General features: G+C 72.1%; 19 protein-coding genes. 3 read left to right on the top strand and 16 right to left on the bottom strand.

Annotated features, from left to right (window positions below; translation table 11 throughout):
- Nucleotides 1-116: 116 nt before the first annotated feature.
- The 9 genes from der to DFP88_RS11265 form a co-directional block, all read right to left on the bottom strand.
- Entirely contained in the window at nt 117-1,586 is a 1,470-nt protein-coding gene (der, locus tag DFP88_RS11305) for a ribosome biogenesis GTPase Der (protein ID WP_110814585.1), read from the bottom strand.
- Nucleotides 1,587-1,636: 50 nt separating this feature from the next.
- Nucleotides 1,637-2,950: a PQQ-like beta-propeller repeat protein gene (locus tag DFP88_RS11300; protein ID WP_110814833.1), complete on the bottom strand. Its 1,314-nt coding sequence runs from the start codon at nt 2,948-2,950 to the stop codon at nt 1,637-1,639.
- 5 nt (nt 2,951-2,955) lie between these two features.
- Entirely contained in the window at nt 2,956-3,657 is a 702-nt protein-coding gene (locus DFP88_RS11295; RefSeq protein WP_110814584.1) for a tetratricopeptide repeat protein, read from the bottom strand.
- Nucleotides 3,658-3,766: 109 nt separating this feature from the next.
- The gene (locus DFP88_RS11290) at nt 3,767-4,981 is read right to left on the bottom strand and encodes a multidrug effflux MFS transporter (RefSeq protein WP_220032321.1); all 1,215 of its coding nucleotides are present in this window, start codon (nt 4,979-4,981) and stop codon (nt 3,767-3,769) included.
- Between the two features lie 84 nt (nt 4,982-5,065).
- Complete coding sequence (locus DFP88_RS11285) at nt 5,066-6,907, bottom strand: ABCB family ABC transporter ATP-binding protein/permease (protein ID WP_110814582.1); 1,842 nt, start codon at nt 6,905-6,907, stop codon at nt 5,066-5,068.
- An 82-nt stretch (nt 6,908-6,989) separates the two neighbouring features.
- Entirely contained in the window at nt 6,990-8,687 is a 1,698-nt protein-coding gene (locus tag DFP88_RS11280; protein WP_146227477.1) for a LysM peptidoglycan-binding domain-containing protein, read from the bottom strand.
- 207 nt (nt 8,688-8,894) lie between these two features.
- Nucleotides 8,895-9,344, bottom strand: coding sequence for a host attachment family protein (locus DFP88_RS11275; RefSeq protein ID WP_110814580.1), 450 nt, complete (start codon nt 9,342-9,344; stop codon nt 8,895-8,897).
- The gene (locus tag DFP88_RS11270; protein ID WP_110814579.1) at nt 9,344-9,550 is read right to left on the bottom strand and encodes a hypothetical protein; all 207 of its coding nucleotides are present in this window, start codon (nt 9,548-9,550) and stop codon (nt 9,344-9,346) included. The genes DFP88_RS11275 and DFP88_RS11270 overlap by 1 nt, the downstream gene beginning before the upstream one ends.
- Before the next feature lie 148 nt (nt 9,551-9,698).
- Complete coding sequence (locus DFP88_RS11265) at nt 9,699-10,298, bottom strand: superoxide dismutase (protein WP_110814578.1); 600 nt, start codon at nt 10,296-10,298, stop codon at nt 9,699-9,701.
- A 104-nt stretch (nt 10,299-10,402) separates the two neighbouring features.
- On the opposite strand from DFP88_RS11265, the gene DFP88_RS16860 reads away from it, so the two are divergent.
- A complete protein-coding gene (locus DFP88_RS16860) occupies nt 10,403-12,754 on the top strand; it encodes a hypothetical protein (RefSeq protein ID WP_146227476.1) in 2,352 nt (783 codons plus the stop codon).
- A 144-nt stretch (nt 12,755-12,898) separates the two neighbouring features.
- On the top strand, nt 12,899-13,636 hold the full coding sequence (locus DFP88_RS11255; protein ID WP_110814577.1) for a DUF1194 domain-containing protein: 738 nt from the start codon (nt 12,899-12,901) through the stop codon (nt 13,634-13,636).
- Nucleotides 13,637-13,795: 159 nt separating this feature from the next.
- Here the strand turns inward: DFP88_RS11255 and efp are convergent, their stop codons facing one another.
- Entirely contained in the window at nt 13,796-14,359 is a 564-nt protein-coding gene (gene efp / locus DFP88_RS11250) for an elongation factor P (protein WP_110814576.1), read from the bottom strand.
- Nucleotides 14,360-14,614: 255 nt separating this feature from the next.
- Between efp and DFP88_RS11245 the strand changes: the two genes are divergently transcribed.
- Nucleotides 14,615-14,938 carry a DUF6280 family protein gene (locus tag DFP88_RS11245; protein ID WP_110814575.1) on the top strand — a complete coding sequence of 108 codons (324 nt, stop codon included), beginning with the start codon at nt 14,615-14,617 and terminating at the stop codon, nt 14,936-14,938.
- 339 nt (nt 14,939-15,277) lie between these two features.
- On the opposite strand, the gene DFP88_RS11240 is transcribed toward DFP88_RS11245, so the two are convergent.
- From DFP88_RS11240 to DFP88_RS11215, 6 genes are all read right to left on the bottom strand, one after another.
- On the bottom strand, nt 15,278-16,081 hold the full coding sequence (locus tag DFP88_RS11240; RefSeq protein ID WP_110814574.1) for a hypothetical protein: 804 nt from the start codon (nt 16,079-16,081) through the stop codon (nt 15,278-15,280).
- Nucleotides 16,082-16,159: 78 nt separating this feature from the next.
- On the bottom strand, nt 16,160-17,548 hold the full coding sequence (locus DFP88_RS11235) for a TolC family outer membrane protein (protein ID WP_110814573.1): 1,389 nt from the start codon (nt 17,546-17,548) through the stop codon (nt 16,160-16,162).
- Nucleotides 17,549-17,597: 49 nt separating this feature from the next.
- Complete coding sequence (locus DFP88_RS11230; RefSeq protein ID WP_425450833.1) at nt 17,598-18,224, bottom strand: protein-L-isoaspartate O-methyltransferase family protein; 627 nt, start codon at nt 18,222-18,224, stop codon at nt 17,598-17,600.
- A 238-nt stretch (nt 18,225-18,462) separates the two neighbouring features.
- A complete protein-coding gene (gene cysG / locus DFP88_RS11225) occupies nt 18,463-19,854 on the bottom strand; it encodes a siroheme synthase CysG (RefSeq protein WP_110814571.1) in 1,392 nt (463 codons plus the stop codon).
- Entirely contained in the window at nt 19,851-20,828 is a 978-nt protein-coding gene (locus DFP88_RS11220; RefSeq protein ID WP_110814570.1) for a glycosyl transferase family protein, read from the bottom strand. Before DFP88_RS11220 ends, cysG begins: the two co-directional genes overlap by 4 nt.
- Nucleotides 20,825-23,446: a nitrate reductase gene (locus DFP88_RS11215; protein WP_110814569.1), complete on the bottom strand. Its 2,622-nt coding sequence runs from the start codon at nt 23,444-23,446 to the stop codon at nt 20,825-20,827. Before DFP88_RS11215 ends, DFP88_RS11220 begins: the two co-directional genes overlap by 4 nt.
- Nucleotides 23,447-23,448 lie beyond the last annotated feature (2 nt).

The following is a 23,448-nucleotide window of genomic DNA, read 5'->3' as shown; positions in this document are numbered from 1 at the left end:
TCTCGCGCCCTCAAGCGCCTCCCCAGCACAAGAGTCCGCGCTCGGCAGGCGCACCCGCCCGAGGCGGGGCGTCGCCTCCCAGCGCTCCCGGAATCGCATGCGCGGCAGCCCGCCGCTTAGCTGTCCTTGAGGTGCTTGCGCAGGCGCGAGGGCTGCGAGGACTTGCGCCCCTTGTAGGGGTTTTTGTCGCCCTGCCCGCGCAGGTGCAGCCGGATCGGCGTGCCCGGCATGTCGAAGGCCTCGCGCAGCCCGTTCACGAGGTAGCGCGAGTAGCTTTCCGGCACCGCCTCGGGATGCGAGGTCATGACGACGAAGCCCGGCGGGCGGGTCTTGGCCTGCGTGGCATAGCGCATGCGGATGCGGCGGCCGCCCGGCGCGGGTGGCGGGTGCTGCTCCAGCATCCCGGCCAGCCAGCGGTTCAGCTGCGCCGTGGTCACGCGGCGGTTCCATGTCTCGTGCGCCTTCACGATCGCCGCCTGCAGCCGGTCGAGGCCGCGTCCCGTCTGGGCGCTGACGGTGACCAGCGGCGCGCCGCGCAGCTGCGGCAGAAGCCGCTCGAAGGAGGATTTGAGCGTCTGCAGCTTGGCCGACTTGTCCTCTTCCAGGTCCCACTTGTTGACGGCGACGACCACGGCCCGCCCCTCGCGCTCGGCGAGGTCGGCGATGCGCAGGTCCTGCTGCTCGAAGGGGATCGCGGCATCCAGCAGCACAACCACCACCTCGGCGAACTTCACTGCCCGCAGCCCGTCGGAAACCGACAGCTTCTCGAGCTTTTCCTGCACCTTGGCGCGTTTGCGCATGCCGGCGGTGTCGAAGATGCGCACCGGCACGCCGCCCCAGTCCGTAGGGATCGAGATGGCGTCGCGGGTGATCCCGGCCTCGGGGCCGGTCAGCAGGCGGTCGTCACCGATGATCTTGTTGATCAGCGTCGACTTGCCGGCATTGGGGCGGCCGACGACGGCGATCTGCAGCGGGCGGGCCTTGGTCGGCGCATGGGGCGCGTCCTCGTCGATCTCGCCCTCTTCGTCGACGGCGATGTCGGTCTCGGCCTCCAGCGGATCGGCCTGCTCGGCCTTGGCCCGCTCCTTCATCTCGTCCGCGATGGGATGCAGCGCGGTCAGAAGCTCGCTCATCCCCTCGCCATGCTCGGCGGAGAGGCGCAGCGGCTCACCAAGGCCCAGGGAATAAGCCTCGACCAGCCCGGCCTCGCCGGCCCGGCCCTCGGCCTTGTTGGCGGCCAGGATCACGTGGCGCGAACTGCGGCGCAGGATCTCGGCAAAGACCTCGTCGGCGGGCAGGACGCCGGCGCGGGCGTCGATGACGAACAGGCAGACATCGGCCATCTGCACCGCCCGCTCGGTCAGCTTGCGCATCCGGCCCTGCAGGCTTTCGTCCGTCGCCTCCTCGAGGCCGGCGGTGTCGATCACGGTGAACCGCAGGTCGGCCAGCCGCGCCTCGCCCTCGCGCAGGTCGCGGGTCACGCCGGGCTGGTCGTCGACCAGCGCAAGGCGCTTGCCCACGAGGCGGTTGAAAAGCGTGGACTTGCCCACGTTGGGCCGCCCGACGATGGCGAGAGTGAAACTCATGATTAGGCCGTCCCGGCTTTGGCGAGCCTCGCCCTTACACCCTTCCGCGCCTAGCGGAAAGCGGCGAGCTGCCCGTCCCCGGTCATCAGGTAGAGGACACCGCCCGCGACGACGGGATTGGAGGCCGCGCCGCCCGGCAGCGGCATCTCGGCCAGCAGCGCGCCCGAGACCGGGTCGAACTGGCGCAGCGTCCCGTCCGAGGAGGGCACGATCAGCCGCCCGCCCGCGAGAACGGGGCCGTAATTGGCAAAGCGCAGATCGCCCAGGGGCCAGCGCCGTTCCTTGAGGACCGGCAGGTCCACGCGCCAGAGCGGGCGCCCGCTGGCGGCGTCCAGCCGCACGAGCTGGCCGATGTCGCTGACGAAAAAGAGCGAGCCGCCCGCCGGAATGATCGGCCCGACGGCGCCATCGGTGGCGGTCCAGAGCGTCAGCCCGGTCTCCAGATCCAGCGCGGCCAGCCGGCCCGAGGCATTGCCGGCATAGACCCGGCCCCCGTCGATCACCGGATCGCCCGAGATATCGGTCGCCGCCACCGCCGCGGCGCGCCCCGGCCTGTCGCCGGCGACGGAGGCCGCCCAGCGTTCGAGGCCGAAGCCGGTCGCGGCCGCAATCACCTGCCCCGAGGGATAGGGGAAGACCACGGTCCCGCCAGAGACGGCCGCCCCGCTGCCGCCGCCGAAATTGGCGCCGTAGGGCACGGAATCGAGCGTCCAGGCAACCCGGCCCGTCACGGCCTCGATCGCCCAGCCGCGGCTGTCGCGCCCGACGATATAGAGCATGCCGTTGTCGATGGTCGGCGCGGCACTGCCGGCGGCGCCCAGCTCCTGCGTCCAGATGACCTGCCCCGTCGCCGCGTCCAGCGCCGACAGCTCTCCGTAGCCGGTCGTGACGTAGACGCGGGCGCCATCGGTGGCGACGCCGCCGCCCGAGGTCTCGCCCCGGCTGTCGCTGGCGGGCGTAAGGTCGGTTGCCCAGAGCCGCGCCCCGGCGGTGGAGGTCGCCACCGCGAGGCCCTGCGAATCGAGCGTAAAGATGCGCCCGCCCGCGACGACCGGATCGGCGGTGATGCGGAAGCGGCGGCTGTCACCCGCCCCGATGGGCGCGGTGAAGAGCGGCGCGAGCGAGGCGCCGAGCGCCGGATGCGGAATCTGGTGGTCCGGTCCGCCGGCCCGCTGGGTCCAGGCGGCGTTACTGCGCTGCGCCGGCAGCGCCAGCGCGGCGGCGAGGTTCGCACTCGGGGTCTCGGCGCCGGGCATCCCGGCGCGGATATCGAGCCGCTCGCCCGGAAGCCGCTCCCCCTCGGGGGCGGAGCATCCGGCCAGCAGCACGGCTGCACCGATCAGCGCAGGACCGAAACGGCGCATCAGGATCACTCCCCGTCCGTCTCGGCGGCGGTTTCGGCCTCGGCCTCCGCCTCTTCTGCGGCGGGCGCGGCCGAAGGGCCTTGCAGCGCGACGAGCAGGCCCTGCGCGCGCTCGCGCTGGCTGCTGCCGGTGCCCGCATCCTCGGTGATCTGCGTCAGCACCTCGGTCGCGGCGGTGGTCTCGCCCTGCGCGAGGTACTGCGTCGCCATCTGCTCCAGCGCCAGCATGCGGAAGGGGGCGCCGGGCTGGGCCAGCGCCTCGAGCGCCTGGATGTCGCCCTCGCCCTGCGCGACCAGCACCATCTGCGCCTTGAGGGCGGCGAGATCGCGGTAGAGGGCGGGGGCCGCGCCATCGGCGGCGGCGGTGTTCAGCCGCTCGGCCGCGGCCTGCGGCTCTCCGGCGCCCTGCAGCTCGGCGGCGGCGAGCATGGCGGCCACGGCCTCGGCCCCGGCGGGGGCCTCGATCGCGCCGAGGGCATCGGCCCGCGCCTGCGCGTCATCGTCTTGCAGCGCGGTCAGCATGTCGTCGCCCAGCGCCTGGGCGGCGGCCTCGCGGCGCGCGTCGCGCCATTCGGCCCAGGCCGCGGCGGCGACGATCACCACCACGATCAGGACGGCAAGCCAGCCCCACCGCCGGATGTTCCGGAACAGACGGTCGCGGCGGACCTCTTCCGTGACTTCGTCTATGAAGCTGTCTGGATTGCTCAAAACGCCTGGCTCCCGATCTTCGCCCCTCTTAGACCGAAGGGCGGTCGGGCGACAAGACCCGCCCCTTCGCGGCAAGCGGCCGCAAGCCGAAAGGGGCGGGTCCGGCGGATCACTCCGCCGGCATCTGCGCGGGCCCGGAGGCCCGGTCCACACGCGGCAGCACCCAGAGCGCGATCAGCATCGCCATGGTGGCGCAGACCGCGATGGCCGCCAGCATCGGCGGCGCGGTATTGTCGAAAAAGGGGCTGGCGGCGACGATCATCAGCCCGCCGGTCAGCATCTGGATCGTCCCGCCGAGCGAGGCGCCGAGGCCCGCCCGCTCGCCATGCGGGTCGAGCGCCATGACCATGGTCGCCGGCATCACGAGGCCAAGGCAGGCATTGCCGCAGAACAGCAGCACCATCAGCAGCGGCAGGCTGCTCGCCCCGGCGCCGGCGATCATCGCGTTCAGCACCGCGAAGCCCGCAAAGCCCAGCACCGCCCGCCGCATCACCCGCACCGCGCCGAAGCGCGCCTGAAGCGGGCCGGCGACCTGGCTGGCGCCGAAGAAGCCCAGTGCGTTGACTGCGAAGGCGAGGCTGAACTGCATCTCGCTCATGCCGAACTGCTCCATGTAGACGAAGCTGGCGCTGGCGATGAAGACGAAGAAGCTGGCCATGCCGAATCCGCCGACCAGCGTCAGCCCGGTGAAGACCGGATCGCGCAGCAGGATCCCGGCGTTCTGCCGCAGCCAGCCGAGGTTTAGCCGCCGCCGCCGCGCGGGGGGCAGCGTCTCGGGCAGCAGGACCAGCGTGACCGCGACGCAGAGGGCCGCGACGAGGGCCAGCGCCCAGAAGATCACGCGCCATCCGGCGAAGGCGAGGATGCCTGTCCCGGCCAGCGGCGCCAGCATCGGCGAGACCGCGATCACCAACATGATCGTGGCCATCATCCGCGTCGCCTCGGGGCCGGTATGCATGTCGCGGATCACCGCCCGCGGCAGCACCATCATCGCCGCAGCCCCCGCCCCTTGGGCAAAGCGCATGACGATCAGCCAGCCGATCGAGGGCGCGAGCGCGCAGCCCGCGCTGGCGAGGATATAAAGGCCGAGGCCGAAGAGCATCGGCTCGCGCCGCCCGCGCGCATCGGCCCAGGGGCCATAGACCAGCTGCGCCAATCCAAAGGCCAGGAAATAGGCCGTCAGCGTCGCCTGCGCCGCCGTCACGTCGCTGCCAAGGGCCTCGGCGATGGCGGGCAGCGCCGGCAGGTAGGTGTCGATCGTGAAGGGTCCCAGGGCCGATAGCAGGCCCAGCACGAGCGCCGTGCGGAACATCGAGGGAGGCATGGATTTTCCTTTGGGATTGCCCCGCGCGCGGGGTCTCGCGCCCGAGCCTATGCCTCTTGCCGCGGCGCAGCAACCGCCGGCGGCTCAGTCCGCGTCCGGGGCCTCGGCCTCTTCCTCGGCCGCCTGGCGCTGCCAGAGCTGGGCATAGCGCCCCTCGCGCGCCAGCAGCGCCTCGTGATGACCGCGCTCGACGACGCGGCCCTGCTCGAGCACCACGATCTCGTCGGCATCGGCGACGGTGGACAGCCGGTGCGCGATCACGATGGCCGAGCGGCCCTGCGCCATGGCGCGAAGCTCGGACTGGATCTCGCGCTCGGTCTCGGTGTCGAGCGCGCTCGTCGCCTCGTCCAGCAGCAGGATCGGCGGGTTCTTCAGCAGCGTGCGGGCGATGCCGACGCGCTGCTTCTCGCCGCCCGACAGCTTCAGCCCCCGCTCGCCGACCTGCGTGTCGTAGCCGTCGGGCAGCGAGGCGATGAAGTCATGGACCCGCGCCGCCTTTGCCGCCGCCTCGACATCGGCGCGGCTGGCGCCGTCGCGGCCATAGGCAATGTTGTAGCCGATGGTGTCGTTGAAGAGGACCGTGTCCTGCGGCACCACGCCGATGGCGTCATGCAGGCTGCCCTGCCCGACCTCGCGGAGATCCTGCCCGTCGATGCGGATCGCCCCGCCCGTCACGTCGTAGAAGCGGAACAGCAGCCGGCCGATGGTGGATTTCCCCGAGCCGGTAGAGCCGACGAGGGCGAGCGTGCCGCCCGGCGCCACGGTGAAGCTGACGCCATGCAGGATCTCGCGCTCGGGCTGGTAGGCGAAATGCACGGCGTCGAAGGTGATCTCGCCGCGCGGCACGCTCAGCGCCGGCGCGTCGGGGCGATCCGTGACCTCGGGCGTATCGCCCAGCAGGGTGAACATCTCGTCCATGTCGATCAGCGCCTGCCGGATGTCGCGGTAGGTCGAGCCGAGGAAGCCCAGCGGCGCGATAAGCTGGATCATGTAGGCGTTGACCATGACGAAATCGCCGACGGTCAGCGTGCCGTCCTGCACGCCCAGCGCCGCCATGGACATGACCGCGACCAGACCGCCGGTCATGATCAGCACCTGGCCGAAGTTCAGGAAGCCCAGCGTATAGGCCGTCTTCACCGCCGCCCGCTGGTAGCCCTGCAGCGCCAGATCGTAGCGCGCGGCCTCGCGCCCCTCCGCGCCGAAGTACTTGACCGTCTCGAAGTTCAGCAGGCTGTCGACGGCCTTCTGGCTGGCGTCCTGGTCCTGGTCGTTCATCTCGCGCCGGATGCGCACGCGCCATTCGGTGACGGCGAAGGTGAAGGCGACGTAAAGGACCACGGTGCCGAGAACGACGGCGAGGTAGCGCAGGTCGAACAGCCAGGCGAGGATGCCGGCGGTCAGCAGCAGCTCCAGCAGCAGGGGGCCGATGGACAGCAGCACGAAGCGCAGGAGGAAGTCGACGGCCTTCACGCCGCGCTCCATCACCCGGCTCAGGCTGCCGGTCTTGCGCCCGAGGTGGTAGCGCAGCGACAGCTGGTGGATGTGGCGGAAGGTCCGCAGCGCCAGCATCCGCAGGCTGCGCTGGCCGACAGGCGCGAAGGCGACGTCGCGCAGCTGCTGGAAGCCGGTGTTCAGCACCCGCGCGCCGCCATAGGCCACCGTCGCCCCGATGGCACCCAGCGCCAGCAGGACAGCCGGCCCCTCGCTCTCTCCGGCAAGGGAATCGACCGCGGCGCGGTAGAGAAGCGGCGTGCCGATGGCGATGAGCTTGGCGGCCAGCAGCAGCAGGATCGCCAGAACCACGCGCCGCTTGATCCAGCCGTGCCCCTCCGGCCAGACATAGGGCATCACCTGCCGCAGGATACCGGCAGGAGCGACCTTGCGGCCCGACATGTTGTCCGCGGTCTTGGTCAGGCGTCTGGGCATCGGCTCTTTCGCTGGCGGGTCCGGGCTGACGGAGCGGGGTCAGTCCTATGCGCCATGACGCCGGATGAAAAGCGGCGCGGGCCTAGCGCCCGCCCGGCGCGATCCGCGGCAGGCGGAAGACCTGTCCGGGATAGATCAGGTCGGGATCGCGGATGCGGTCCCGGTTCGCCTCGAAGATCTGGGCATAGAGAAAGCCGTCGCCGTAGCGCTCCACCGCAAAGCCCCAGAGCGTGGCGCCCGGCTGCACCACGCGCGTGGCGATGCCGCCGGCGTCCTGCGCCATATCCTCGGCCAGGGCCGCGGCAAGGGCCTGCCGCGTCTCGCGGCGGAAGGGCGTCTCGCTGCGGGAGGTCACGGTGCCGGCGGCGTCGATCTGGTCGGCCCGCAGGCGGTAGTCGCCCGGTGCGATCGCGGCTTCGCCTGCACCGCCAAGCCGTCCGGACCAGCGCCCATCCGCATCCACCGGCACCTCGAGCACGGGGGCGTCATCGAGGTAGAGGCGCACAGCCCCGCCGCCCGGGGCGCGCCCCTGCAGCCGCACCGCGCCGCCGGGATCATAGGTGATCGCGTCGATGGCCACCGCCTCCAGCACCTCGGGGGGCGCGCCGGGGGCCAGCGCCGGCGCCATGACCTGAAGCCCCTCGGGCCCAGCCGCCAGCACCGCCGGGCGCGCCGGGGTGGCAGCCTCTGGTGCCGGGCTGCCCTGCGCTGCGGCCTCCGCCGGCACGGCACCGCCCTGCGGTGCGGCGCCGAGGGTCTGGACGGATTGCGCGAGGGCAGGCCCCGCTTCTGCCAGCAGGTCAGGCGCCTGATCCGAGGAGGCCGTCGCCGCGGAGTCCGGGGTGGCCTGCCTGCCGCCCGCCGGTGCGGCGGCGGTCCCGGCAGCCGCGTCCGAAGGCTCCGCCGACGGCCTGTCGGTGTCGGGTGGGAGCGCCCCTTCCGCCCGCGCGCCGGGCGCGTCGGTAGGCTCCTCCCCCGCAAGACGAGGCACAGCTGCGGCGGCCACCGGAGGCTGCGTGGCCGCAGGATTGGGTCCCTCGGCCTCCGCGCCGCCTTCGTCACCGGAACCCGGGCCGGCATCTGCGAAAGGCGCTGTAGCCTCGGCATCCTCCGCCAAGGCCAAGGCGACGGGGCTCGAGGTGCCCTGCCCCGGTGGCGTCGCCTTGGCTCCGCGCGCTGACGGATCGATCTCGCTGTCTTGCAAGGACGGCTCCGCCGCGACCTGCGCCCCGCGATCCGGCAGGGCCGAGGGCGGCGTGGCCCCCGCCAGCCCTGCGGGGGCCTCTTGCTGGTCCGGTGCAGTGCCTTCCATCGGCGGCACAGTGTCGGCGGCGATGAGGATGGAGTGCCGCGCCGGCGCATCGAGCCCGTCCGCATCGCGGGCAATCTCGAGCCGGCGGGGACGGTCTGAGGGCGGCAGGGTCACGAAGGCGACAAAACTGCCGTCACCGCCCGCTTGGGCGCTAGTCAGCACCTCACCCGACAGGCTCAGCGACAGCTGGTCCCCCGGCTCTGCGCGTCCGGCGATGATCGCGCTGCCACCGGGATCGATGCGCACGAGGTCGATCTCGACCTCTCCGAAGGCGTCCTCCTCGGGCGCGACAGGGTCTGGGGCCGGGGCGGCCAGCGCCAGACCCGCCTCGGGAGCCTCACCCGCCACGGTCGGCGCCGTATTCGCGCCCTCAAGGACCCACCATGCAGCGAACCCGGCCAGCAGCAGCACCAGCGCCAAGATCAGCGCCGCGCCTTCCCCGCGCGACTGCAATGCTTGCCCGCTCACCGCGTCCCCTTCGCTACCGGGCCAGACACCCGTTTCATGGTCGAGCGAGGATAGCGGCAGCCCTACGTAGGGTCAAAGACTGCCGCGGGGACTTTCGGATGCGTGAAACAATGAGGCGCCGGGTCCGCGACTCAGGCGCAGGTGCCGGATGGTATTCGCCCCGGAGGGTCGTGGAAGGCCCTCCGGCGCACTCCCCGCAGGGACTTCTCAGCCCAGCTCGGCCTTCAACGCGCCCTCGATCTCGATCACCGGGTGGTTGGTCAGCGTCTTGTCGATCTCCGCGATCACCAGAGCCGCCACCTCCTTGTGCAGATGCGGACGCAGAGCGCCCAGCACCTTCGGCGGGGCGACGATGACCAGCCGCTCGATCTTGCCGCGATGGGCCTGGCGATACAAAATATCCGCCAGATCCTCGGCAAAGCGCTCCTTGGCGAGCTGGTGGAAATCCGTCTGTTCGAGGGACGAGCGCTGCATCGGGCCGCCATCGGCCATGCTGCCGGGCGCGTCGGTGACCTGATCGCGGTTCGGCGGATCCTCTTGCTCGGTCTTGCGCACGACCTCGAGGTTGGGATCCTGCGCGTCGCCCATGTTGCGCAGGAACAGCGCCTTCTCGCCATCGGCGACGAGAACCCATGTGCCGGTCTCGAGCGCGGCCATCAGGCGCCCTCCTCGTCGGACTTGCGCACGCGCGTCGCGCCGGGATCGTCCTGTTCGGCGCGCTTTTCCTCGTCGCGGCTGGCGACCTGCCGCGCGGGGGCGCCGCCGCTGCGCCCTTCCTGGACCTGCGCCGCACCCTCGCCGGCGGGATCGAGATAGGCCTCCGTCTCGCGGACGCCGTCTTCGGACTTCTTGCGCTCGGCCATGGCAGATCTCCTTCGCTTGCGGGTTCGGGACAAAACCATCGGCAGGGGGGCGGGGTTCCTCGGGCCGGAGCCGGCGCGCGGAGCGCCCAAGAAAAAAGGCCCGCGGCTTGCGCCGCGGGCCTTTTTCGAAGTGTGCCGTCGGTCGCGCTCAAAGGCGCGAGGCGACCTCCTCCCAGTTCACGAGGTTGTCGAGGAAGTTCGACACATAGGCCGGCCGCTTGTTGCGGAAGTCGATGTAGTAGGAATGCTCCCACACATCGAGGCCGAGCAGCGCGGTCTCATTGAAGCACAGGGGGTTCACGCCGTTCTCGGTCTTGGTGACCTTCAGGCTGCCGTCGGCGGCCTTGACCAGCCAGGCCCAGCCAGAGCCGAACTGACCGGCGGCGGCGGCCGAGAACTCGTCCTTGAACTTGTCGACAGTGCCGAAGTTCTCGGTGATCGCGCTCTCCAGCTCGGAGGGCATCGCCTTGGTGTCGGGCGTCATCATCGTCCAGAACTGGTTGTGGTTCCAGAACTGCGAGGCGTTGTTGAAGATGCCGCTCTGAGCGACGGCGCCGGGCTGGTAGGTGCCCTTGATGATCTCCTCGACCGTCTTGCCCTCCCACTCGGTGCCCGCGATGGCCTTGTTGCCGTTGTCGACATAGGCCTTGTGGTGGATGTCGTGGTGGTACTCGAGGGTTTCCTTCGACATGCCCTTCGAGGCCAGGGCGTCGTGGGAATAGGGAAGATCGGGAAGTTCGAAGGCCATGACGCGCCCTCCTTCGTCTTGGTTTCTATTGGCCCTTAACCTGTCCTTTCATCCTCGCGCGTCAAGCCCATCCGGCACGGCAGCCCGCCGTGACGGGGGTCAGGATGACGCGCGGAACCGGACGGCTGATCGCCTTTCGCAACGACCGCCTCGGCGCGCGGATCATCTGCCTGCTCAACGCGATGCGCCTCGCACACAGCCTCGATCTGCCCTGGGCCATGCAGTGGCACGAGACACATGACATCGGCCGCAGCTTCAACGACCCGCTGACGCTGTTCGACGCCGGGCTGGTAGCGCGGCATTTCATCGACCGCGAGGCGCTGCTGGCGGTGCAGAAGACGGCGCTGCGGCTGGGCGGCATGGCGCAGGAGGCCGGGATCGGGCCGCCCCCGGCCGAGGGGCTGGATGCCGCGGCGCTGCGCGCGCATCTGGCGGAGGGCGGCAATGCGCTGATCGACATGCCCTTCGGCCTGATCGTCCTGCGCGGCGAGGCGCCCGAGGATGTCGCCACCGAGGTGGCCCGGCTTTGGGCCGAGCTGCCCGTGGCGCCCGCCCTCAAGCCGCACCTTGCCGCCATCGCCGAGGCCGTCGCCGGCGGGACGGCCTACCACCTCCGGCGCGGCGACCTGACCGGCGAGACGCGGGCGATGAACCGCGCCTGGCCGGCGAAATACGTGCCCGACGCCTTCTACGAGGTGCATGTGGAGCGCACGCTGCGGCAGGGACGCGTGCCGATCCTCTTCAGTGACAGCCCTTCGGTCCTCGCGCGGTTCGCGGCGCGCTATCCCGGCCTTCTCGACGCCGAGACGCTGGGACGCCCCGACGGCCTGAGCGAGGGGCAGCGCGATTTCGCGCAGCTCTGGGCGATGGCGCAGGCGGCGCGGATCATCGCGCCGGCGGGCAGCGCCTTCTCCTCGGCGGCGGCGCTGCTGGGCGGGGCCCCGAAACGCAGCGTTACCGAGGACCTGGCCCCGGCCGAGGCGCAGCGCGCGCAGCGGCGTCTGGCCCGGCGCCTGCGGGCGGGCAACCGCCCCCCGCGGCCCGGCGAGGAGGGCGATCTGGGCCAGTCGCTGCACCATCTCGCGCGGATCCGCCGGGCCGAGGGGCAGCCCGCCGAGGCGGCCGATGTCATCGAGGCGCATCTGTCGCGCGGGCTGACCCTGTCCTACCTCTTTCCGCTGCTGATCGCCCTGCGGCTCGAGGCGCGGGACTGGCCCGGGGCAGAGCGCGCCGGCAGCCTGATGGAGGGGCGCACGCTCTACCACCGGCTCGACCAGGGGCAGGCGCTGATGCTGCGGGCCCTCGCGCGGATCGGCACCGGCGACCTCCGCGGCGCCGCCTCCTGCGCGGCGCAGGCCTGGTGGCACGAACCCTCGACGCATCTCGTGCGGATCGGGCTGGGCGCCATGCTCGAGGCGCGGCTTCTGGGGCCGGCGAATTTCCTGCCCGTGACGCCCGCCGTGCACCAGCTTCGGCCGCGCCTCGCCCCGAGGCTGCCGAAGGACCCGCTCTTCGTGCCCCTGACGCAGGGCATGCGGATGCCCGCTGCGCCCCGCCTGCCCCGCCCCGAGCATCTGGGCTGGGACTGGGCCGCCCTGGGCCGCAGCACGCGCCTCGATCCGCCGATGCCGCCGGAGGCGGAGGCGGCGGCGCTGGACCGCCTCGAGGGACAGGTGCCGCCGCGCGACCTGGCCGGGCTACGGCTTCTGGCGGCGATCCACCGCGACCCGCAGGAGGCCACGCTGGCCGCCCTCGCCGCCCTCGCCGCGCAGGCCTCGGGGGATGCGATGCTGCAGCACCGCCTGTCGGTCGCAGGCTGGCTGCTGCGCGACCACGACACGGCCCGCCGCGCCGCCCGCGCGGCCGCCGAGGCGGCCCCGCACGTCCCGGCCCATGCTGCCTGGATGGGGCTGATGCTGGCCCGCACGGACCCTGCAGAGGCAGCCGCGGCGCTGGAGGCGGCGATCGCCGCCGGCCTCGCCCTGCCGCGCCTCTACCACGAGGCCTCGCGGGCGCGGCTGAAGCTGAAGGAGGCCGAGGCCGCGTTGGCCCTTCTGGACAGCGCGCGGGCCCTCTCGCCGGCCGATACGGAGACCCTCTACCGGCGGGCGGAGCTGCTGCTGCGGGAGCGGGGCGTGGAGGCCGCGCTGCCCGACCTCGAGGCGATGGCCCGCCTCGATTGCTACTGGCCCAAGGCGGTGGCCCTTCACGCCGAATGCCTGGCCGCCGCCGGTCGCCCCGAGGCGGCGTTGGCGCGGCTGCAGGAGGGGCTGGTCCGCCAGCCGCAGGACGCCCGGCTGCGCGCCGCGGCGGAGCGCGTCGCGCTGGCCGCGGCACCGGCCCCGCAGGGCGGCGCGGTGGCGGTCGATGGCGCCGCCGGCTCAGACGCCCGCCCCGATCCTGCTCTGGCCGATGGCCACCCTTCGCGGCCCGCACCGCGCGACAGCACGGGATAGGCGGTGCCGCCTTCGCGCTGACCGAAGGCTAGTCTTGGGCATTTGCAACTTCAGCAGGCAGAGCCGTGGCGCCCCGGGGCCTTGTCGGGGCTCAGCCGATGAAGACGCTTCCCCTGCGTCATCTCCCTGCCCTAGGCTGGCGTCATGCGCCCGATCGTCGCTTGCCTGATGCTTTGCCTGACCGCTTCCTGTGCCCCCGCGCAGGAGTCCGCGGCGCCGCGCGAGACGGCGCTCGAACTGGTTCTGCTGGCCGATGCCTCGGGCTCCATCGACGCGGGCGAGCTCGCCTTCCAGCGCCAGGGCTATGCCGAGGCGCTGCGCGACCCGGCGGTTCTGGCCGCGATCGAGGGGACGCTCTACGGCTCCATCGCCGTGACTTACGTGGAATGGGCGACGAACCAGTCGGTGGTCGCGGGCTGGACGCTGATCGACGGGCCCGAGGCGGCGGAGGCCTTCGGCGCGGCTATCCTCGCCGGGCCGCGCGGCGCCTATGGCAGCAACGCGATCGGCGCTGCGCTCCTAGAGGGCGCGCGGCTGATCGAGCAGAACGACATCGCCGCGCCGCGGCGGGTCATCGACTTTTCCGGCGATTCGATGGGCAACAGCTCCGGCCCGCCGATCGCCACGGCGCGCGAGGCGGTCGTAGCGCGCGGCATCACCATCAACGCGCTGCCCATCGGCTGCGAGAGCTGCCCCGGCCGCGCCGGCCGCGACCTCGAGCGGCTTTACGCGGAGGCGATCATCGGCGGGCCCGGGGCCTTTCTCGTGACCGCCGAGACCCGCGCCCGCTTCGGCGAGGCGCTGCGGCGCAAGCTGATCCTCGAGATCGCGGGCCCTTTGGGCAGCGGCGAGACCCGTCGCCTGGCCGAAGCCCTGAGGTGACGGCGGGCATGGGGGCGCTGCCCCCGCCCGCGCTGGCGCGCGGTCTCCCCCGGGATATTTAGCATGAGAAGATGAGGGGGGGCCGCGCGGCGCCGCGGTGGCGGCCGAGCGGGGGCTCGATGCCCCCCGAGGCCGCCTCCCCCCCCATCCTGTCAGGCGTCAGGCGCGCTCGGAGTATTCCATCGTCTCGGTGTTGACGACGATGCTCTCGTCCTGCGCCACGAAGGGCGGCACGGTGATGCGCACGCCGTTGTCCAGAACCGCCGGCTTGAAGCTGTTGGCCGCCGTCTGGCCCTTCACCACCGGCTCGGTCTCGACGACCTTGCAGGTGACCTTCTGCGGCAGCGTCACGTTCAGGGCCTCTTCGCCGTAGTATTCGATATGGACCGTCATCCCGTCCTGCAGGAACGGACGCCGCTCGCCCAGCAGCTCGGCCGGGAGGGCGATCTGGTCGAAGGTCTCGCTATCCATGAAGGTCAGCATGCCGTCGGTTTCGAACAGGAACTGCTGGTCCTTCTGGTCGAGACGCACCCGCTCGACCTTGTCGGCGCTGCGAAAGCGTTCGTTCAGCTTGGAGCCGTTGCGCAGGTTGCGCAGCTCGACCTGGGCGAAGGCGCCGCCCTTGCCGGGCTTAACGTGATCGACCTTCACCGCGGCCCAGAGGCCGCCGTCGTGTTCCAGGATGTTGCCGGGACGGATCTCGTTTCCGTTGATCTTGGGCATGGGGTCACTCTGTCTGAGGTGATCGGCGACCGGAGTTGATCGCCCTTTGGCCGCGCCTATATCGAGCAGGTGCCGCTCCGGCAAGCTGCCGAACAGACCAGAGGGTCAGCGGCCATGCGTCCAGCGCATAGCGGCTATGACATAACTGGGGGACCGAATCACGGCCGGTTCGCGATAGTGAAGCAAACCTGCCGATCGGCAAGATCAAAAAGAAAAAGCGCCCGACAGACGCTATAAAAAACACAAGGAAGCATCATGAAGGATCTCGTTGACGGCACTGCCTACAACAACGAACAGGGCAACCGCGCGCGCAAGCTCTTCGCCGCCGTCGTCCTGGCCGCCCTGGACGATGCGATCGCCGACGACAAGAAGTATGGCAACGGCCCCGAGCAGATCGCCCGCTGGGCCCGCTCCCGCGATGGGCGCGAGGTTCTGTCCTGCGCCGGCATCGACCCGAACGAGCGCGTCGTCTCGGGCCTGATGGAATTCGTGGGCAAGGGCGTGCGCACCTCCGTCGCGCTGTCGCGCGAGGAGAGCGAGCGGCGCCATGCCGCCGAGGCCGAAGTGCGGGCGGCCTGACAGCCTCTATGGCTGCCGCCCCCGGGCGGCCCATTGAAAAAGAACGCGGCCCCAGCAGGGCCGCGTTCTTTTCGTTCAGGCCCTGCAGTTCAGTTCAGGGGGATGCGGATGGCGCCGCCGGCAAGTCGCGGCTTCTGCAGCTGGTGGAGAGCTTGGCGCGGCTATCGGCAGGACTAGCCTTGGTGCTGGTGGAGGGTGCCGGCAATTCGGCGGGCGCAGGGCCTCGTGCCGTGCGTCCGGACCAGGGGCTCGACACCCACGCCGCGCCTTGGGGCTCAGCTGGATATCGTGGCGCTGCTGGCCCTGGCCCGCTATCCGCTCGCGCTCAATAGGCGCGGGTCAGTCGAAGTCCTGCGCCGAGAGCACGCGGTAGACCTCGCGCCGCACGAGCTTGCGGACATTGCGGGTGATCCGCTCGCCCAGCGCGCCGCGCAGCTCTTCGCGCACCACGTCAGCAACGATGCGGCGCATCAGGTCCTCGTCGATCAGCGAAAGCGGAGCGGTGGCTGGAGACTGATCGGAGGCGAGGGCTGGAACCTCGGCCGCGGCCACAGGCGCGGCGGGGCCGGCGGGCTGGGACTGCGTGTCGCGGCGGGCGTGGCGGCCGATGAAGCTCGGCTCCTCGTGCTGCCAGTCCATGACAGGCGCGGCCTCGCTGCCGTCGGGCTCCCATTCGTCATCGCCCTCGGTCACGGCCGCCTCGAGCTCCGCGATGGTGCTGGCGAGGCGCGAGCGGATCTCGGCGGCGACGGCTTCGCCAAGGGCCTCGGCGGCGGCGCGCTGCGGCTGCTCAGGCTTTGCCTCGGCTGCGTCCACACGTTGCGCCGGCGTCAGGACCAGCCGGTCGGCGGCGGCGGGCCGCGGGGCCTCGGCGCGGTCGGGCCGACTGTCGCCGGCCACAGGCCCCTGCTCGGGGCTGGCGGCGGCCAGGGGCCGCATCACCGGCCCGACGCTATTGGCGGCCCGGCCCGGCCCCCCGGTAAAGTCCTGGCGGTAGGTCTCTTCGAGGTAGAGGCGGCGTGATCCGGGCTGTGCGCCCTGCCCCATGGGGGGCCTGGCCGCGCCGCTCTCGTCCTGCGCAAGAAGCCGGCGCACGGAGGACAGCATGTCCTCGGTTTCGCTCTGTGTGACCGGATCGGGCATGGGATATCCTGCGTCGCCTCTAGATGCAGTGTAGCCCGAAGGCCGCTGCACAACAACAAGGTTGCACAGCGGCGGTGATCAGTGGCCGATCGACTGCAGCACCCGGTCCAGGGCCTGCCCCTGCGGCGACATCCCGGCGGGCGCGTCGCTGACGAGGTTGTAGTAGGCGGAGGGGTCGTAGATCTGCACCGGCAGTTCCAGGTGCTCGGCCGTCAGCAGGCCGATGGCGGCAAGGATCGAGTAGGTGGCGAGCGTCTCGTCCACCTCGGCCGAGACCAGGCTGGTGCGCGCGTCAAGCAGGTCCTGCTCGGCGTCCAGCACGTCGAGCGTGGTGCGCGCGCCCAGCGTCGCCTCTTCGCGCACGCCGTCGAAGGCGACGTTGCTGGCCCGCACCTGCGCGGCCGAGGCCGTGCGGGTCGCGCGCGCGACGGCCAGCAGGGAATAGGCGTTGGCCACGGATTGGTCGATCTGCCGCGCGGTGTAGATCAGCGCGTTGCGGGCCGCGTCGCGCTGGTTCTGGATCTGCCGCACCGCGCTGGAGAGCGCGCCGCCCTGGTAGATCGGCGACTGCACGCTGAGCGACAGCTGCTCCGAATCCTCGAAGTCGTTGTTTGGGTCGAGGCCGAGGGTGCCCTGCAACGCGACATTCGGGCGGCGCGCGGCGGCGGCGCGGCGGATGTTCAACTCGGCGATGGTGACCTGACGCTGCGCCTGCAGCAGGTCGGGCGCGTTGCGCCGCGCGATCTGCTGCGCCTGCTCGAGCGAATCGGGGATCGGCGCCAGCGGCACGGCGGCCAGGTTGTCGGGGGCGCGGCCCACGGCGGCGCGGAATTCCTCGATCGCCTGGGTCAGCCCGCCCTGCTCGGAGGCGAGAAGACCGCGGGCCGCTGCCAGCTGCGCCTCGGCGAGGCTGACGTCGGTGCGGGTAACCTCGCCGACCTCGAAGCGGTCCTGCGCGGCCTGAAGCTCCTGCCCGATGAGGCGGATGTTGTTCTGGCGCAGGTCGACGCTGCTGCTGGCGCGCTGCACCTCGAGATAGGCCTGCACGATGCGCAGCAGGACGTCGGATTCGACGCCCCGCAGGCTTTCGCGGGTGGCCAGGACCGTTTCCTTCTGCGCCTCGACCGCCAGCTGGTTGAGGCCGCCGTCGTAGATCGTCAGCTGCGCGGTCAGGCCGAGCGAGGTCTGCAGGTAGTCCTGCCCGGTCCGGTCGAGATTCTCGCGCGGCCAGGAGGTCGAGGCACTCGCGCTCCAGCTCAGGACGGGGCGCAGCGCGGCGACGGCCTGGGCGACATCCTCGTCCGCGGCGCGCAACAGCGCGCGGTTCTGCTCGAGCAGGCCGCTGTTCTCGTAGCCAGCGGAGAGGGCGTCGGACAGCGTCTCGGCCTGCAGGCTTGCCGCCGGGATGGCCGCCGCCCCGCACCAGACCGCGAATCCCAGAAGTCGCGCCTTGATGGATCGTGTCATGCCTGTCCCGCCTGTTCTTGATCGGACCGCGCCCCGGCGCGGTAGCCTCTTACAACGTGAATGCCTTTGCGGCATCGAAGCCCGGCAGCGCCGGCGCGCCGGCATTGAAGGCGTAGCGCCAGGAGATCGAGCCGTGGTGCTTGTAGCCGATGCGCACGATGCCCAGCGCGCCTTCGATGAAAATCGCCGCGACCCGGCCGCCGTCGCGCAGCTGCGCGTCCAGCCCCTCGGGGAATCGCTCGATCGCGCCCTCGATGATGATCGCGTCGTAGGGTCCGCTCTCGGCGGCGCCCTGCGCCAGCGGGCCGGTCATCACGGCGACATTGTCGATGCCGAGCTCCGAAAGCGTCTCCTGCGACTGCGCCGCAAGGTCGGCGTCATCCTCGACGGCAGCGACGAAACCGGCCAGCCGCGCCAGCACGGCAGAGCCGTAGCCGAGCCCGCTCGCGATCTCGAGGACCGCGCTGTCGGGCCTGAGCTCGAGCTCGCCCAGCATCTTCGCGAAGGTCCGCGGCGCAAGGATCGCCCGACCGGGCGCCAGCGGCAGATCCTCTTCGGCATAGGCCGCATCGCGCAGGCCGGCCGGAACGAACCGCTCGCGCGGCACGTTCAGCATCGCGTCGATGATCGGAAAACTTGTGACGTCGGACGGCCGCACTTGCGTATCGACCATCATGCGCCGGCGGGCCGCATTAAGGGGCACGAGCCTTCCCTCTTCTTGTGTTCGCCTCGTGCCGGTGATGGCACAAGCGCCGCGCAGCGGCAACGCCCGATCGCATCCCCGCTCCCCTCCCCTTGCCGCGCGACCCCGGCGCCACGGGATGACTGCCGGCCATCGGTCCCCGGCCATGCGCCCTAAAGCGCCGTGCCAGCCTGACCGCCGCGCTCCAAAGAGGTCGGGCCGCAAGTCGTCCCTACTCTGCCGCGAGCAGGTCGGGGACCGGGGCCTGCCCGCGCTTGGGAAATGCGAAGCGAAGGATCGCGACGCCGTCGACCCCCTCCTTCGCCAGCGTCGAGGGAAGCTCGGAAAGGGTGCAGGTCAGGAGGCGCTGCCTGGCGGTCGAGACCTCGGCGCAGATGTCGACCCGCGTGCCCGGGCAGGCCCCGGCGGTGCGCAGGGCGGCGGCGATGCGGGGGGCGGATCGCACGCCCATATACAGGCAGAAGCTTGCCCCCGGGCGGACATGGGCGGCCCAGTCCGGATCGCCGTCGCCGTCGCGGCAGGCGCCGGTGGTGAAGACCAGCGTGTCGGTCTCGCCGCGCCTCGTCAGGCTTTCGCCCATGGCCGCGGCGGCTGCGAAGGCGGCGGTGACGCCGGGGACGATCTCGACGGGGATGCCGGCGGCGCGGGCGGCCTCGATCTCCTCCGTGGCGCGGCCGAAGATCGACGGATCGCCGGACTTCAGGCGCACGACGCGGCGGCCGCGGCGGGCCTCGGCGACGATCAGGGCGGTGATCTGCTCCTGCGGCCAGGTGGAGGCGCCGACCGTCTTTCCGACGCAGACCCGCTCCGCGTCGCGGCGGGCAAGCTCGAGCGCCTCGGTCCCCGCGAGGCGGTCGTAGAAGATGACATCGGCCTCCTGCAGCCGCTCGACGGCGCGGAGGGTCAACAGATCACGCGCCCCTGGGCCCGCGCCGACAAGAGAGATCATGCCCCGGCCAGCGCCTTCGGGCACCCGCCCCTCGGCGAGAGCATCCTTGACGAGACGGCTCGCCTCGCGCTCGGCGCCGCGGGCATGCAGTCGGGCCGGCTCCTCGCGGAAGACCCAGCGCCAGAAGGCGCGGCGGGTCGCGGCGGGGAGGCGCTGGGCGACGGCGCCGCGCAGCGTGCCGGCGAACGCGGCGAGGCCGCCGAGGTTGAGCGGCAGGCTTTCCTCCAGCCTCGTCTTGATCGCGCGGGCAAGGACCGGCGCGGTCCCCTCGGTGCCGATGGCGACGACGACGGGATCGCGGTCGACGATGGCCGGCGTGGTGATGTCGCACAGCTCGGGCCGGTCGACCACGTTGACCGTGGCGCCCGCGGCCTTGGCCAGCGCGTGGAGGGCCGCATCGGCGCCGGCGCAGCCGGTGGCGACGAAGACCATGGCGGTGCCGGCGAAGGTGGCGGCGGTCAGGGGACCGGCCTCCTGCGTGGCGCGGCGCGAGGCGACGAGATGGGCGAGCTCGGGGTCGAGGTCCGGCGCGGCGAGCAGGATCTCGGCGTCGGTCTTCTGGATCAGGCGCGCCTTCTGCGCGGCCTGCTCCGCGCCGCCGGCGATGACGACCCTGCGGCCGGTGGTACGGATGAACATCGGGAAGGACTTCATCGAGCGGTCTCCTGCCTGCGCGAGAGGGGGGCGTCCGGGATCGGACGGGGGGCTAGGTCCATGCGGAGGGGCGAGGCTCCGGCGGCATCCGCGCCGAGGCCGAGCGTGTCGAAGGCGAGGGCCGCGGTGCCCTCGATCACCGCCCGCGCGAAGGGGCCGGGATCGGGCGCGGCGAGCTGCGCGAGGTCCGGCTCGGCATCGGCAAGGCGCCGGGTCTCGGCGAGCAGCGCGGGCGCCGTGGCCTGCCAGGGGTGGCCGCCGCGCAGGCCGATCAGCTCGACCTCCTTGACCGGCGTGCGCTCAAACTCGCCGCCGCCGCCCTTGATCGCGGTCAGCGACGGCTGGCCGAGCCGCTGCGCGGCCTCGGCCTGCAGCATCCGGTAGGAGGGGTGGAAGACGCCCTGCACCATGGCGGGCGCGGCCCCGGGGTTCAGCATCCGAAGGCAGGTGTTCACGCAGGAGCGGAGGCCGAAGACCTCCCGAAGCTGCAGGAGCCGCAGGAGCGCCGGCGACAGCGCCTCGAGCGGCAGGAAGGCGATGCGGTGACGGGCGAGCGCATCCGCGGCACCGCCGGGCGTGACGACGGGGATGCGGGCGGCCTTCAGCCCCGCCTCGAGAGGGGCGGGGTTGACCGTCCAGCCGTGCAGCAGCACCGGATGGCCCGCCTCCGCGACGCGCCGTGCGGCGAAAAGGAACCAGGGCAGCCCCCGCGTGCGGCCCGCGGCATAGACCGGCCAGTCGAGCGCGGGGGTCGGCAGATCCGGGAGGGCGGCGCGCATCGCGCGGGTGAAGCCCGCGACCTCGTCCGCCGTCTCGCCTTTCATGCGAAGCAGCATGAGGAGCGCGCCCAGCGCCTCGGGCGCGGCCTCGCCCGAGAGGACCTCGGCCATGGCGGCTTCGGCCTCGGCCATGTCGAGGCTGCGGGAGCGGCCGGGGCCCCGGCCCAGCGTGGCGACGGCGTGGCGAAGGGTCATTCTGCCGCCTCCGGCCTAGCGACGGCGGCGAGAAGCGCGGCGATCTCGGGCCGGCAGGAGCCGCAGGTGACGCCCGCGCCGGTCGCCTGCCCGACCGCGGCGACATCCACCGCACCCGCCATGCAGGCCGAGAGGATCGCGGTCCGTCCGACGTTCATGCAGGAGCAGACCGTGGGGCCCGGATCGCCGCGCCCGGCGCCGGGACGGGCGGCGAGGACCTGCGACGCCTCCTGTCCCAGCAGCCCCGCGACATGCCCGCGAGAGACCGCCACCGGGCGCGGCGCGACGAAAAGCGCGGCTTCGAGCCGGTCGTTCCGCGCGAAGGCGATCCGCAGGTCGCCGCGTGCCGGGTCGGCGAAGACGGACGGCACGGCGGTGGTGCCGAAAAGGTCCGCGGCGAAGCGCGGCCAGTCGGTCACCGGGACGAGGCCGGCCAGTTCGGCGCGGACCCCGGCCTCGTCCTGTGCCAGCGCCCAGTAGTCGGCGCTTGGCCGGACGGGACGGGAGGAGACGGCAAAGGCGTACCACGCCGCCTCGAAGCGCTCGATCGCGACGACGGAGGCCTTGCTCTCGGGCTGGCCCGAGACCGGGTCTGTCGCGGCCTCGACGAGGGCGTCGATGCGGCCCGCCGAGGCCGTCTCGTCCGTCCAGTGCATCGGCGCGAAGGGGTGGCCGGGCTGCACCGCCTCCGAGACGAGCACCCTCAGGACCGCCTCGCCATGCGGGCTGCGGACCCGCGCGAGGCCCGCCGGGACGAGGCCGAGGCGCGCCGCGTCGCCGGGATGGATCTGGAGGAAGGGTTCCGCCATGTGCCGCGAGAGGCGCGCCGAACGGCCCGTCCGAGTCATCGTGTGCCAGTGATCGCGCACCCGCCCGGTGTTGAGGCGGAAGGGGTAGCGCGGCGAGGTGCGGGCCGCCGGCTCCTCCTGCCGCACGGGGTGGATGCGGGCGCGGCCCGTGGGGGTGAAGAAGCCCCCTGCCCCGAAGAAGCGGCCTCCGCTGCGGCCAGTGGCGACGGGCCAGCGGATCGGGGCCAGCGCGTCGTAGTCGGCATCCGAGAGGCCGGCGAGGCCCGAGATGTCGAAGTCGCGGCCAAGCCCGGCGGCGAGGCCCGAGAGGGCTGCGTGCTCGCGGAAGATCTCGGCCGGGCGGGCGTAGTCGAAGGCGCGGGGCCAGCCCATCCGGCGGCCGACCTCGGCGAAGGCGGCCCAGTCGGGGCGCGCCTCTCCGGGCAGGCCGAGTGCGGCGCGCTGGCGGCTGATCGTGCGGTCGGAATTGGTGACGGTGCCGTCCTTCTCGCCCCAGCCGGCGGCGGGCAGGACGACATCGGCGAGGCGCGCGGTGTCGGTGGTGGCGAAGAGGTCGGAGACGACGACGAAGTCGCAGGCGCGGATCGCCTCGCGCACCATATCCGCCTCGGGCATCGTCGCGGCGGGGTTGGTGCAGGCGATCCAGAGCGCCTTCACCCGGCCTTGGGCCGCGGCGCGGAACATTTCGACGGCCTTGAGGCCCTGCCGGTCGGCGAGGCGGGGGCCGTCCCAGAAACCGGCGACGGCGGCGCGGTGGGTCGGATCCTCGAGGTCGAGGTGGGCGGCGAGCGTGTTGGCGAGGCCGCCGACCTCGCGCCCGCCCATGGCGTTGGGCTGGCCGGTGACGCTGAAGGGGCCCGAGCCGGGGCGCCCGATGCGGCCCGTGGCGAGGTGGCAGTTCAGGATCGCGCTGACCTTGTCGGTGCCGCGCGAGGACTGGTTCACGCCCTGGCTGAAAAGGGTCACGACGCGCTCGGTCCGGGTCCAGAGGCGGTAGAAGGCCTCGATGGCGTCGGGGTCGAGGCCGGTCGCACCGGGGCGGGCGGTGGCGGCGGCGTCGAGCGTGGCGTCGAAGCCCTCGGTGTGGTCGAGGACGAAGGTCCCGTCTATCGCCCCCGCCTCGTGGAGGTGGGCGAAAAGGCCGGCGAACAGCGCGACGTCGGTACCGGGCCGCAGCGCGAGGTGCATGTCGGCGATATCGGCCGTCGCGGTGCGGCGGGGGTCGATGACGACGACCCGGGTGCCGCGCCGCTCCCGCGCCTCGGCGAGGCGGCGGTAGAGGACCGGGTGGCACCAGGCGAGGTTCGAGCCGACGATGACGACGAGGTCGGCCTCCTCAAGGTCGTCGTAGGTGCCGGGCACGGTGTCGGTGCCGAAGGCGCGGCGGTGGCCGGCGACAGTCGAGGCCATGCAGAGGCGCGAGTTTGTGTCGATATTGGCCGAGCCGATGAAGCCCTTCATCAGCTTGTTGGCGACGTAGTAATCCTCGGTCAGGAACTGACCCGAGACGTAGAAGGCAATGCTGCCCGGGCCGTGCATCGCGACAGCCTCGGAAAAGCGGCTTGCGACGCGGTCGAGGGCATCGTCCCAGGTGGCGCGGCGCCCCTCCACCAGCGGGTGGAGGAGCCGGCCACGGGTGCCGAGGGTGTCGCCAAGGGCCGTGCCCTTGGAGCAGAGCCGGCCGCGGTTTGCCGGGTGCTCGGGGTCGCCCGCCACCGACAGCCCCCCCGCCCCGTCCGGGCGGAGTAGCACGCCGCAGCCCACCCCGCAGTAGGGGCAGGTAGAGCGGATCGGGGCGGCCCCGGTCACCG

This window comes from Pseudoroseicyclus aestuarii (assembly GCF_003217255.1).
Classification (GTDB): domain Bacteria; phylum Pseudomonadota; class Alphaproteobacteria; order Rhodobacterales; family Rhodobacteraceae; genus Pseudoroseicyclus; species Pseudoroseicyclus aestuarii.
Note: the sequence above shows the minus strand (reverse complement) of the source record. Positions and strands in the feature narration are given on the sequence as shown.